The sequence below is a fragment of the Vibrio sp. 1874 genome, assembly GCF_033344395.1.
Lineage (GTDB): Bacteria > Pseudomonadota > Gammaproteobacteria > Enterobacterales > Vibrionaceae > Vibrio > Vibrio alginolyticus.
This window is the reverse complement of record NZ_JAWPOR010000003.1, coordinates 320,493-333,067: the sequence shown is the minus strand read 5'-3', so window position 1 is coordinate 333,067 and position 12,575 is coordinate 320,493. Positions and strand designations below refer to the sequence as shown.

11 protein-coding genes are annotated in these 12,575 nt (G+C 44.0%); 9 read left to right on the top strand and 2 right to left on the bottom strand.

The window, feature by feature from the left end:
• Nucleotides 1-10: 10 nt before the first annotated feature.
• Both hutH and R8N46_RS08885 read left to right on the top strand, forming a co-directional pair.
• A complete protein-coding gene (gene hutH, locus R8N46_RS08890) occupies nucleotides 11-1,546 on the top strand; it encodes a histidine ammonia-lyase (RefSeq protein ID WP_017821814.1) in 1,536 nt (511 codons plus the stop codon).
• A 335-nt stretch (nucleotides 1,547-1,881) separates the two neighbouring features.
• Nucleotides 1,882-2,607 (top strand): DUF3581 domain-containing protein, encoded by a 726-nt coding sequence (locus tag R8N46_RS08885; protein WP_115385885.1) that lies wholly within the window; start codon nucleotides 1,882-1,884, stop codon nucleotides 2,605-2,607.
• 110 nt (nucleotides 2,608-2,717) lie between these two features.
• Here the strand turns inward: R8N46_RS08885 and R8N46_RS08880 are convergent, their stop codons facing one another.
• Together R8N46_RS08880 and R8N46_RS08875 are read right to left on the bottom strand one after the other, a co-directional pair.
• Complete coding sequence (locus tag R8N46_RS08880; RefSeq protein ID WP_115385884.1) at nucleotides 2,718-3,179, bottom strand: methyltransferase family protein; 462 nt, start codon at nucleotides 3,177-3,179, stop codon at nucleotides 2,718-2,720.
• 73 nt (nucleotides 3,180-3,252) lie between these two features.
• Nucleotides 3,253-6,288 (bottom strand): FAD-binding and (Fe-S)-binding domain-containing protein, encoded by a 3,036-nt coding sequence (locus R8N46_RS08875; protein WP_115385883.1) that lies wholly within the window; start codon nucleotides 6,286-6,288, stop codon nucleotides 3,253-3,255.
• Between the two features lie 262 nt (nucleotides 6,289-6,550).
• Here R8N46_RS08875 and R8N46_RS08870 point away from each other — a divergent pair, with 262 nt between their 5' ends.
• From R8N46_RS08870 to R8N46_RS08840, 7 genes are all read left to right on the top strand, one after another.
• Nucleotides 6,551-7,231: a DUF3334 family protein gene (locus tag R8N46_RS08870; protein WP_005388843.1), complete on the top strand. Its 681-nt coding sequence runs from the start codon at nucleotides 6,551-6,553 to the stop codon at nucleotides 7,229-7,231.
• Nucleotides 7,232-7,439: 208 nt separating this feature from the next.
• Entirely contained in the window at nucleotides 7,440-8,135 is a 696-nt protein-coding gene (locus tag R8N46_RS08865) for a DUF2786 domain-containing protein (RefSeq protein WP_005377954.1), read from the top strand.
• Nucleotides 8,136-8,352: 217 nt separating this feature from the next.
• Complete coding sequence (locus R8N46_RS08860) at nucleotides 8,353-9,012, top strand: OmpA family protein (protein WP_005377956.1); 660 nt, start codon at nucleotides 8,353-8,355, stop codon at nucleotides 9,010-9,012.
• 76 nt (nucleotides 9,013-9,088) lie between these two features.
• On the top strand, nucleotides 9,089-10,063 hold the full coding sequence (locus R8N46_RS08855; RefSeq protein WP_318098378.1) for a J domain-containing protein: 975 nt from the start codon (nucleotides 9,089-9,091) through the stop codon (nucleotides 10,061-10,063).
• 177 nt (nucleotides 10,064-10,240) lie between these two features.
• Entirely contained in the window at nucleotides 10,241-10,423 is a 183-nt protein-coding gene (locus R8N46_RS08850) for a hypothetical protein (protein ID WP_005377960.1), read from the top strand.
• A gap of 411 nt (nucleotides 10,424-10,834) precedes the next feature.
• Nucleotides 10,835-11,227, top strand: a complete 393-nt coding sequence (locus tag R8N46_RS08845) for a SulA-like leucine-rich domain-containing protein (protein ID WP_005377962.1) — start codon at nucleotides 10,835-10,837, stop codon at nucleotides 11,225-11,227.
• Nucleotides 11,228-11,430: 203 nt separating this feature from the next.
• Nucleotides 11,431-12,534: a phosphoribosylaminoimidazolesuccinocarboxamide synthase gene (locus R8N46_RS08840; protein WP_213972294.1), complete on the top strand. Its 1,104-nt coding sequence runs from the start codon at nucleotides 11,431-11,433 to the stop codon at nucleotides 12,532-12,534.
• Nucleotides 12,535-12,575: the final 41 nt, after the last annotated feature.

The window sequence follows — 12,575 nt, the reverse complement described above, 5'->3', positions numbered from 1 at the left end:
GATGAAAGAGATGTTAAATTTAACGCTAAAGCCAGGTCATATTAGCTTAAACGAACTACGCCAAGTGAGCCGTTCACCAGTCAACCTTACTTTGGATCCTGAAGCCATTCCGGCCATTGAAGAAAGCACACAGGTCGTAGACCGAGTCATCGCGGAAGATAGAACGGTTTACGGAATTAACACTGGTTTTGGGCTATTGGCTAACACACGAATAGCACCAGAAGATTTAGAAACACTGCAACGCAGTATCGTTCTTTCTCATGCGGCAGGTATCGGTGAGTTTATGTCAGATGAAACGGTTCGTCTGATGATGGTATTAAAAATCAATAGTCTGTCTCGTGGCTTTTCTGGGATTCGCCTAAAAGTCATTAATATGCTGACCGACCTAGTCAACGCACAAGTTTACCCTTGTGTACCTAAAAAGGGCTCTGTTGGCGCATCAGGTGACTTAGCTCCTCTAGCCCATATGAGCACTGTATTACTGGGAGAAGGACAAGCTCGCCACAACGGTAAAATCATTTCCGGGCAAGAAGCATTAAAAATCGCAGGTCTAGAGCCTATCACTCTGGCGCCAAAAGAAGGCTTAGCGCTACTAAATGGGACTCAGGCATCCACAGCGTTCGCATTGGAAGGCCTGTTTATCGCGGAAGACCTTTTCGCGTCAGCAACCGTTTGTGGTGCAATGTCTGTTGAAGCCGCTCTCGGCAGCCGACGTCCATTCGATCCGCGCATTCACCGTGTACGTGGTCATCGCAGCCAAATGGACGCAGCACTCGCATACCGTCATTTGTTAGACACATCGAGTGAAATAGGTGATTCGCACACTAACTGTGAAAAAGTACAAGACCCGTATTCTTTGCGCTGTCAGCCTCAAGTGATGGGCGCGTGTTTACAGCAAATCCGCAATGCGGCGGAAGTATTACAAGTAGAAGCGAACTCCGTATCAGATAATCCGTTGGTGTTTGCTGAAGATGGTGACATCATCTCTGGCGGTAACTTCCACGCGGAGCCTGTTGCAATGGCAGCCGACAACCTAGCACTTGCGATTGCCGAGATCGGCAGCTTGTCTGAACGTCGTATGGCATTACTTATCGATAGCGCGCTATCAAAACTGCCACCGTTCTTAGTCGACAATGGTGGTGTGAACTCTGGTTTCATGATCGCTCAGGTGACCTCTGCTGCGTTAGCAAGTGAAAACAAAACGCTCGCTCACCCAGCGTCAGTAGACAGCTTGCCAACATCTGCAAACCAAGAAGATCACGTGTCAATGGCAACATTCGCGGCTCGCAGATTGAAAGAAATGGGCGAAAACACTCGCGGTATTCTGGCGGTAGAATACCTCTCAGCAGCACAAGGCCTAGACTTTAGAGCACCAAACAAGTCCTCTGAGCGTATTGAGATTGCGAAACAAATGTTGCGTGAAAAAGTATCGTTCTACGATAAAGATCGCTACTTTGCTCCAGACATTGAACAGGCAAATACTCTGCTTAAGCTGGCTATCCACAACACGCTCATGCCAGAGAGCTTGTTACCAAGTGTTCAATAACCAAGCATAACTGGCATTTCATCGAATAAACAGATAATGACTTGAAGGCTCTACGTTCAGCGTGGAGCCTTTTTACATACGATTAAACATGTTGATGGCACTATTTATGAACGCCAGTCTACTTTGATGGCTATACTTTAAAAGATAGGCGAGCGAAAAGGTCGTTGTTTATTGTTTTCACAAATAAAAGCGTTGCTAAAGTATGCGTTTTTAACGGTTTATCCGCCGAAATAGTGTCTTATTGTTAGGATACGGTGAAGTTTTCACTGGATGGACCATTGCTACGCAGATATTCGCATATAATCCCACACAGTTTTGGTTACTACGTAAAAATTATGTTTCTAACACCTTATTTTTCAAACACTAATCACCAGTTTCAGTTCACTCGCGAACAAGCAAGCCACTTTGCAAAACGTGTCGCAGGTGACTACAACCCAATTCATGATGAAGACAACAAACGCTTTTGTGTCCCTGGGGATTTACTTTTCGCAGTGCTCCTTAGTAAAGAAGGCGTTAGCCAAAAGATGCGTTTTAACTTCTCTGGCATGGTAAACGATGGTGTAGCACTTCATATTGAAAATAAGTGTGACAAAGAAAGCGCTGTTGTTGACGAGGCAGGTAAAGAATACTTACACATGTCCCGTGAAGGTGAAACTAACCACGATCCGGCATTTATTGAGCATGTAGTGACAAATTACGTGCAATTTTCTGGTATGAACTTCCCTCACATCATGGTTCCTCTTATGGAAGAGAAGCAAATGATGATCAACTGCCAGCGTCCATTAGTTATTTATGAAAGTATGGAAGTCGAATTTTCACGCTTAGACCTTACGCATCCAGAGGTGGATTTCACTGGCGCAACATTCGGCGTAGAAGGAAAACGAGGTGTAGTCACCTTAAACTTTGCGTTCAAAGAAGACGGTGAAGTCGTTGGCAAAGGTATTAAGCGCATGGTTGCAAGTGGCTTGAAGCCATATGACCAAGAAGCGGTTGACGACCTTGTACGCCGCTTTAATGAACGTAAGGATGCATTCCTAGCAAAGTTCGTTAAGGCAGCCTAGTCGACTGCCCTATCAGAAGCGCACAAAAAACGTGTTTACTAAAAGAAAGCCCAACGTCGACCGTTGGGCTTTCTTTTTATGTCTCATCCAAACAAAACTAAACGCAATGCTTAGAGCCAACGACGAACATGGTTTTTATAATCCACATACTCTTCACCAAACAATCGCTCTAAAACGCGTTCCTCAGGCTTGATTTGAAACCGATTCATATAACTGACAAATATCACGCCACAAAGCACCACACTCAAGTGCTGCCACCACAAACCAGTTGCTATGATTAGAAGCAATAATGCCGTGTACATAGGGTTGCGTGAAAAGGCAAACACACCAGTTCTTACAACAGAAGATGCCGCTTCAGGTTTTACTGGGTTCACTGTGGTTTTTACTTTGCGAAATTCATACACGCCAGCAATGCCCATGTAGCCAGACAACAAAGTTAATACACCTACTACAAATTCAACAAAGGGTACTCGAATGTTCATGCTCGGCGTCAAAACTTTAAGTCCGCACATCAAAAGTATGACTAGTAAAAACACCACAACAGGTGGGACTTTGAGTTCAAGTTTTCTCAAGATTCATATCCTTTGAAAGGGTCTAAATACGGTTTCTAAAAAGCCCAGTAAAACTGGGCTTGATTTAGTCCGATTACAACAAAGTTAACAATGCCTGAACGGGATGCTTGGGCTTCGTTCCTTCAAAGCGTTTAACTTGGCTGCGGCAAGAATAGCCTGTAATCAAACATCTCTCGTTATCCAACTTATCTAAGCTTGGCTTCCAGCTTAAATTGTAAATATCTTTCGACATCGACAACTTATCAACCTCATGACCAAACGTACCCGCCATACCACAACAACCAACAGGTACCGTATTCAAAACTGCACCAAAGTGAGCAAAAATAGCGCCCCACTCTTTTTCCGCATTTGGCATTTTGGTTTTTTCAGTACAGTGCGCAAACAGATACCAAGGTTCCTGCGCCTTATGCTCTCCGCTTTCAAACGCTTCTAGTCTTGGGTAAAGCCATTCGTGGGCTGTTAGTACATCGAAATTACCTCGCTTACTGCCAAGCACTTCAGCGTATTCATCTCGGTAACACAGCACCAAAGCAGGATCGACGCCAACTAATGGGATATCCAAATCCGCTACCATCGCCAAGAACTTCGCTGTGTCGGCTGCTGTGTCCTTAAACTGACGTAAAAACCCTTTAATGTGTTGTGCTTTACCATTCGGCTTAAACGGCAGAAGTACCGGATACATACCCAGCTTTTTCAATAACTTAACGAAGTCTTCAACGACATCAGCGTCGTAGTAGCTAGTGAATGGGTCTTGAACAATTAAAACATGCTTGCTCTTTTCAGACGAAGACAAACCACTGAGCGCTTGCAGATCATAAGGCGTTGTCAGCGACTCTACTCGTTGTTTCAAGGTGGGTACTGATAACAACGGCGCATCGACATACCCGACCGTAGATGCCGTTAAACTTTTCACCCACGACTGCTTCAAAACACCATTTACGACACCTGGCGCTTTTGCCATCATCGGCAGCATAGTCTCAATGTTCGCAACCAGATAGTCTTTTGCAGGACGTTGATAACGAGAGTGATAGATGTTTAAAAAGCGTGAGCGAAAGCTCGGAACATCGACTTTAATCGGACACTGACTCGCACACGCTTTACACGCCAAACAACCATTCATCGCTTCATACACTTCGTGAGAGAAGTCATACTCGTGACGACGATTGATAGAATGACGTACGCGGTCAATCATGGTTTTGATTGATATTTTGTTTTCTAGTGTTTGCTTTTCTAAGTCAAGAATATCAATGCCTTGCTCAGTAAGCTGACGCAACCACTCGCGAACCAAACCTGCACGACCTTTTGGTGAATGACGACGATCGGCTGTTACTTTCATCGATGGACACATTGGCGAGCTAGTATCGTAGTTAAAACACAAACCGTTACCGTTACATTCCATCGCTTGTTTAAAGCTGTCACGTACTTGAACGTCAATCTGACGATCGAAGTAACCACGTTTGGTATCGGTAACTTTGACAAGCTCTGCATCACTATCCAGCGGTGTACAGATTTTACCCGGGTTCATTTTGTTGTGTGGATCGAATGCCGCTTTCACACGTCTCAGTTCAGTAAACAACTCGTCGCCGAAAAACTCAGGGCCATATTCTGAACGGAAACCTTTGCCGTGTTCACCCCACATCAAACCGCCGTATTTCGCCACCAGCTTGACCACTTCATCAGAAACTTCGTGCATCAATGCTTCTTGGTGCGGGTCACACAAATCCAACGCAGGACGTACGTGAAGCACCCCAGCATCGACGTGACCAAACATGCCGTAATTCAGAGACTTGCTGTCTAACAGTTCTCGAAACTCTACAATGAAGTCCGCCAGGTTTTCTGGTGGCACACAGGTATCTTCAGCGAATGCGACCGGTTTAGCACGACCTTTTGCTGCGCCTAACAAACCCACCGCTTTTTTACGCATGTTGTAAATACGCCCAATGCTAGCTACATCGTTACAAACTTGGTAGCCGATAATGCCCGCTTCTTCTGTTTCCAACATGGTATCGAGCTTGGCGGTCAATGCTGCAACCTGAGCAGCAACTTCCTCTTCGTCCTGACCTGCGTATTCCACCATATTGATGCCAAGCATCTCTTTATTTGGAACATCGGTAAGTAAATCGCTCACGGTGTGCCAAACGATATCTTGCTTTGCTAGATTAAGCACTTTCGAGTCAACGGTTTCTACAGATAGCGCTTTCGCTTCGACCATCAACGGTGCATTACGCAGTGCAGAATCAAAGCTGTTGTATTTAACGTTAACCAAAGTACGCGCTTTCGGAATTGGCGTCAGGTTAAGCTTCGCTTCGGTAATGAATGCCAATGAACCTTCAGCGCCGCACAGTACTCGTGTGATATCGAAACGGTCACCTTCTTCATTCAAGGCATTTTTTAAATCGTAGCCCGTTAAAAAGCGGTTAAGAGGAGGAAACTTATCTACGATCTGCTGGCGTTTTTCACGACATACGGATTCCGTTACACGTAGCGCCTTGGCAGCAAACTCGTCTTCTTTTGGGTAGCCGTTGGACAGGTCTGATTCTAAAACTGAGCCATCAGCAAACACCGCTTGTAGCGACAAAACATGATCGGATGTTTTTCCGTATTTCAGAGAACCTTGACCAGAAGCATCGGTGTTGACCATGCCGCCAATCGTTGCACGGTTACTGGTAGATAAGTCTGGAGAGAAGAAGTAGCCATAAGGGCGAACTGCGTCATTTAACTGGTCTTTCACTACACCAGTTTGTACACGAACCCAGCCTTCTTTCTCATTAATCTCAAGCACTTTGTTCATGTGGCGAGACATATCCACCACAATACCTTTGGTTAGCGACTGACCATTGGTCCCCGTGCCGCCACCACGAGGTGAAAAGGTAATTCGTTCGTACTTTTCTTTATTGCTCAGTTTCCCGAGGAGAGAAACATCTTCTGTCGTTTTGGGATGAACGACAGACTGAGGAAGTTGCTGGTAAACACTGTTGTCAGTGGCAACCGCTAGTCGACTTGAATATTGGCTTTCGATATCACCAGTGAATCCGGCGTGCTCAAGCTCTTTCAGAAAACTAAGAACAAGAGGATCGACATCAGTTTGCGAGTGTAATCTTGGTAACATTTGCTTCCTGCCCCTACGACGCTGATCCGATCAGCTGCGGGTTGTGTAATTATTTGCTCACTTCTCATACAAATTGGCGCTAAGCGAAAAAAACACCACAAAAGAGTTAGTGAAGTAATATTCTTTGAATTTCGTCACTTTACAACATTTAAAAAGACGAGCAAATCAGAATCTCGATACAATAATTAAACTTATGCTTTATTTTTTCACGCTTGATGCCTTACATTGGGGAACGAATCGCGTTTCTAGATGAGTTTTCAGAATGAAAAAAAATAAAATTGTGACCACTGAAGATATCCTTCTCAAACTTTGCCAGTCTGTTTCTGGCGTACTTACTTCGGCGACATCTTCTCAAGTAAATTATTCAGCAATGGTGCAAAAAATCCACAAGACTAGCCTCAAACCAGATTTTGGCTGTTTTGTTCTGTTTGATGGCGGATTTACCGGGCTAGTTGTGATTAATTTTACGGCAAAAGCCGCACTGGAGATCTACACCAACTACATGCGTAATATGGGCATGCCAGAAGAAGAACTGGCAATATCTCATACTTCTGACGAGGTAGGCGATGTTCTGGGTGAACTCATGAATCAACTGGTCGGAGACTTCACTAATAAAATTCGTAAAGACCTGCAAACGAACATCACACAAAACCAACCAAAAATGCTGGCGCTGAATAAGCAAGTTATCTTACAAGTTGATACCAACCTTGACCGCCCTCAAGCGCGCAGAGTGACGTTCTCCACCGAAAACAACAATATTTTCTATCTCGAGCTAGCAATGGATAAAACTGAGTTCATCCAACTGGAAGAGTTTGAAGTTGCTGAAGACGAAAACCCAGACGACATTTTAGAGGCAACACGTAAACAGTTGGCTGAGAAAGAATCTAAATCGTCGGGATCAAACGATGATGCCGATGACTTGCTCAACCAGCTCGGGTTGTAATTCTAACGAATCTTAATGAAGAATGGCTTCTTAGACACAAGTACGACTTCATACTGATTACGACGAACTAAAACGCCAGCCTCGCTTAATGCGAGGCTTCTTTTTATGTGCAGAAATTATCTTCAGTCCCACCTTGTATTTCGTTTTTATGTCAAAAAAGGTAATATGTCTGACTTCATAAATTTTCTGCTTTCGTTACTGGTTGTCGATGGATAAACAAAAAGCTCTGAAAAAAATCGCCAAGTGCTTAGAACTGGGCAATTCCGCTAATGTTAATGAGGCTGCCAATGCTATCAAAATGGCACATCGCCTCATGCTTAAATATGGTCTCGATAAAGACGATATTGAGTTCATCAGAATGGGAAAAACACAATCTTCTCATCTGCTACCAGCGAACATCAGTTCTACCATATTGCGAGTGATTCGCGGCATTAACACAAAATTCGGTGTCGAAGCAGTATTGTTGAATCACAAAGGGCTCAAACGTGTCGAATTTATCGGTGAAGCAGATCGCGCTATTTTTGCTGCATTTGCTTTCGATATTGTTTATCGCGAGATGAACGAAAGTACCGGACAATTCCGAAACAGCTTTGCTGGCACCGGCACCTCTTCTCAGGAAGTGACTCGCCGTGTGAACTCATTTGTATCTGGCTGGGTGGAAGGCGCGATTGAAAAATTGCCAATTATTTCTCCAGATGAAGAGTCGGCCAATAAAATTAATGACTATATTGATAAAGAATTCCAAAACATTGACCGCGAAACGTTCAAGAAGCAATTGAAAGAAGCAATGAAAAACCTAACTGAAGACTACGAAGTGGGCTTAAAGAAAGGTAGAAAGGTTTCAGTTAACCGTGGAGTGGGCGGCGAACAAGCACGCAAAATGTTGGGCGATTCATCGAAATAGCCAGAATAGTAAAGGATTCACATAAGCAGCAATGACTTCGATGTCTATGGGGCTTACTTTGAGAGCTTTGGCAGTATTGGTAGGAATTTTCTTACAGAAACTCTTATCAATCTTACTTTCTCATAACAAATATTAATGCTTGTTTATTCATAATTCGCATCCCATTATGAGGCATGGTTTCGCCTCAGTTTTATACGGAGATTTTCCCTTGAAAAAGATGCCTATTGCACTAGCTCTAGTGCTAGCTCTTACTGGCTGTCAAGCCACTCAACGCCAAAATGCAACAACGGGTGAATACGAAACTAACTCCACCACGCAAGGCGCGCTTATTGGTGCGATCGCTGGCGCAGCAATCGGCCTAGCAACGGGTGATGATGCTAAAGAACGTCGTCAGCATGCACTCATTGGTGCAGCCGCAGGCGGAGCGACTGGCGCTGGCGTTGGTTACTACTTTGACCAACAAGAAGCGGAATTACGTCGCGCTTTGCTAAACTCTGGCGTACAAGTTCAGCGTGTTGGTGAAAATCAGCTTTTACTGCGTATGGAAAACGGTATCGGCTTCTCTTCAAGCTCTTACCAGCTTGATGCTAGTATCCATAATACTCTACGCGGTGTTGCTCGCATCCTAGTTGAGTACCCAGATACCAGTCTCGTTATTGACGGTTACACGGATAGCACAGGTAGTGAGTCATACAACCAAACGTTGTCAGAGCGCCGTGCAGAGTCCGTACGTCAATTCCTAGTATCTCAAAACGTTGCACCTGGTCGTGCAATTGCACGCGGCTACGGCGAACGTAACCCAATTTGCTCAAACCAAACTTCTGAAGGTCGTGCGTGCAACCGTCGTGTTGAAATCCAGATCTTGCCACTGAAGTAATTTGGTTGCACCATAACGGTAATAATAAAAAATTACCGGAGCAGGCCTAACCATTATCGTTAGGCCTGACATATTAATGTCTGTCAAAACGTCTGCCCTACTCTGCTTATTTAGCCTCAGCTTTTCTGGCTACTCGCTTGCCTCTCAAGCTCCAAATGACCCCATCGAACAATACGAGTACGCACAACAATTATTGGCATCAAACGAAGCTGAAGCCTCACCAGAAACGCGCTACTGGCTAGAGCAATCCGCCAACCAAGGTTACCTCCCTGCACAAAAACAGCTCGCGAACGACTTTGCTAAAGGGATAAATGGCGAAAAAAATGAAACACAAGCGTTATATTGGCTAACCTCTATCGCACTCAATGACCCAACCGATCGTGGCTTTCTTCTCGCCGATTTTATTCAGCGCAATCCAGGTAAGGTCACAACTTCTCAATTGACTGAAGCCTTGTATCAAATGGCTTCTCAGCATAATTCAGCAGCAGAACAAGCTTATAATCAACTGTTAGAGCTGCGCTTCAACCAACTACGAGCTAAACAAGTCTCGCAAATAAAGTCGCTCGATAAAAAAGCAGAGCAAACACAAGAAGAGAAAAGCACAGTTGCAAACCCCAAAGTAGAACACTCGCAGTTTTTATGGCTGATCTGGCTAGCGGCGATACTCATCATCAGCGGCTTAAGTTTTCTCGTAATCAAGAAACTTAAGCAGAATAGAAAAGCGCTTGAAGCCAAAGAGGAAAGCCAAAATCAACGAATGGCGAAAAAAATAAAAGAGCTAGAGTTTACGAACAAGCAACTGAAACGCCAGCTAGAGAAAGTATTCAAAGAATTTAAGAAATCCAAAACCCAGGCAGAGAACCATAAGCTAAGCGTCGCGTGTGCTATGTTTGGCTACACACCACAACACATCCCTGATTTACAAGCAATCAAGCTACGCTATAGACAGCTATCAAAGCTTTATCATCCTGACACAAGAGGCAGTGAAGAAGAAATGAAGCGACTCAATCATGCCTTTAAGCTCGTCTCACAAAATGTTACAAAACAGTAAAAATAGGTCAGGATACTTTGGCTAGCATGCTTTTAGACCTATATAATCAAGCGCCGCAATCGATCTCCCTCTCAAACAAATTAACAGACATTTAACTTAAGTCGCGCTTTTATGCCATAATGCCCGGCGCAAAATAACACCTAACGACTCAAATTAATCTAGGTGGGGAGAAAATCAATGTTCACTGAAGAAGGCACCTGTGATTGGTGTAAAAAACCTAGCCTTGTAACTCGTCACGATTATTTAGATGGCAAGCACCACTACTCATGTAAAGCTTGTTACGACATGGCGAAAATCGACGTGCGCCTATTTAACCAAGGCGAATTACAAATGCGCGAACGCTTGCAACGAGCGAGCTAAGCAAGACGGAATCAACGGAACTGATTTTCAAAGGCGCCTCTTAAGGCGCTTTTTTGATCGGCCAAGCCCTATTTCCAATCTCTATCTCGTATTCCCTCCTATCCTACATAGCACGTCGCATCGGTTATCAGCCCTCTCCCACTGTATACAAACCATTGTCCGTGAAAAACACCTGTATATACAGTAGTAAACCCCTGTATGTCTCTCGTCCAGTTTTCTACTCACCTCACATTTTTAAATTGATGTTAGACATATCAAAAATGAAAAACAACCACATAAATTCAATTACTTAGAATCAAATCCTTTTATTTCCTTCTCAAAAAACCGCAAATAACTTTTGAGAAACTGGTTGATCAGGTCACCAAAACAAACTACTGTATACACATACAGCATGTATAAAGGAACAGTAAGATGCAGTTACAAAGTCAATCTCATACATACTCTCGTTACAACGTATTGGCACAAGCAACTAAGCCCATGGCCGTTTCGGATCAGCTTCTATCTAAGCTGGCTGTTTTATCGCAGCAGAAACAATGGATTTTGTTTACAGCAGACTGCCCTCGTCCAGACTTTGAACAACTCACTGCTTCTAATATTTGCTGTAAAAACGTTATTCAAATGAAGCCCTCTCAACAGCTTTCAGAAGTCGAGATCGTGATAAAAGCCATCCGCTCAGGCAATGCCAGTGCTGTTGTCGCATCCAATAAAATTGCACTTATGAATCAATCTATGTTGCGCGACATGGCGCAGCGCTATCAGTGTGAAGTCTTTTTCGTCGAAGGCAGAGTTAATAAGTACCACTAATAAGTTCGACGTTATCCATCCTGCATCTCGCCTCCTTTTTAAGGGGGCTTTTTTTGTATTAAAGAAAACAGGCAAACGTTTGCTTTTTCTCTGGCGAGTTAAAATAGTTCTGGTATGATGCCCACATTCGATTTATTCAGCGCCCACATTTTGCTGAATATCTTCTCTTTCTGACGTTTGATTAAGATGATAGGAATGTCGCAATGAGCCTTGCTAATCAAGTACTTGCCGTCAATGACGACCTGCCAATTCGCACCCATAAACCCGTTCATAGTGGAAAAGTTCGTTCAGTTTACTGGTTAACTGAAGAAGACAGCGCCCGACTGATCAAAGAAAAAGGATACAATGTCGCTCCAGATGCGCCTTTGGCTATCATGGTGATTAGCGACCGAATCTCTGCATTCGATTGTATTTGGCATGCTGAAGGTGGTCTTAATGGTGTCCCGGGTAAAGGGGCTGCGCTTAATGCGATTTCTAATCACTGGTTCAAACTGTTCAAAGAAAATGGCTTAGCAGATAGCCATATTCTAGACATTCCTCACCCTTTTGTTTGGATTGTACAAAAAGCCAAACCGGTAAAAATCGAAGCCATCTGCCGCAAATACATCACGGGTTCGATGTGGCGCGCTTACGCAAATGGCGAGCGCGAGTTTTGTGGAATCCAACTTCCTGAAGGGTTAGGAAAAGACAAAGCACTGCCAGAGTTGCTAATGACCCCATCCACAAAAGGCATTCTAAAAGGTATTCCCGGTGTGCCAGAAGCGGATGACGTTAATATTACTCGTCAAAACATCGTAGACAACTACGAAGCATTTAACTTCTCAAGTGCCGACGATATCGCACTCTACGAAAAACTGCTGAAAGAAGGCTTTAACGTTATCAGCCAAGCGTTAGAAGAAATCGACCAAATCTTTGTCGATACCAAATTCGAATTTGGTTATGTTCATGATGCTGCTAGCAATGAAAAGCTGATTTACATGGATGAAGTGGGTACACCAGACTCGTCTCGTATATGGGATGCTAAAGAGTACCAAGCAGGTCACATCGTAGAGAACTCAAAAGAAGGTTTCCGCCAGTTCCTACTTAACCACTTCCCTGACCCAGATATCTTGCTAAATAAAGAACGTATGCCAGAGCGTGAAGCACTCGCTCGTGATAATGCTTTACCCGTCGAATCTTTGATGGCGATTTCGAGCACCTACATTGGTATTGCCGAGAAGATTATAGGCAAGCCGATTCATTTGAGTGAGAATCCGAAAGCGGAAATCATCGAAGTTCTGAGCAAAGAATACGGATTGATTGACTAGCACTGTCGCTAGATTGCTAAATGCTTTCCAATAAAAAGTCC

Bases quoted from the DNA above. Each gene is read 5' to 3' on its own strand.
- hutH (WP_017821814.1), top strand. From the start codon at position 11: ATGTTAAATTTAACGCTAAAGCCAGGTCATATTAGCTTAAACGAACTA.
- R8N46_RS08885 (WP_115385885.1), top strand. From the start codon at position 1,882: ATGTTTCTAACACCTTATTTTTCAAACACTAATCACCAGTTTCAGTTC.
- R8N46_RS08875 (WP_115385883.1), bottom strand. From the start codon at position 6,288: ATGTTACCAAGATTACACTCGCAAACTGATGTCGATCCTCTTGTTCTT.
- R8N46_RS08870 (WP_005388843.1), top strand. From the start codon at position 6,551: ATGAAAAAAAATAAAATTGTGACCACTGAAGATATCCTTCTCAAACTT.
- R8N46_RS08865 (WP_005377954.1), top strand. From the start codon at position 7,440: ATGGATAAACAAAAAGCTCTGAAAAAAATCGCCAAGTGCTTAGAACTG.
- R8N46_RS08860 (WP_005377956.1), top strand. From the start codon at position 8,353: ATGCCTATTGCACTAGCTCTAGTGCTAGCTCTTACTGGCTGTCAAGCC.
- R8N46_RS08855 (WP_318098378.1), top strand. From the start codon at position 9,089: ATGTCTGTCAAAACGTCTGCCCTACTCTGCTTATTTAGCCTCAGCTTT.
- R8N46_RS08850 (WP_005377960.1), top strand. From the start codon at position 10,241: ATGTTCACTGAAGAAGGCACCTGTGATTGGTGTAAAAAACCTAGCCTT.
- R8N46_RS08845 (WP_005377962.1), top strand. From the start codon at position 10,835: ATGCAGTTACAAAGTCAATCTCATACATACTCTCGTTACAACGTATTG.
- R8N46_RS08840 (WP_213972294.1), top strand. From the start codon at position 11,431: ATGAGCCTTGCTAATCAAGTACTTGCCGTCAATGACGACCTGCCAATT.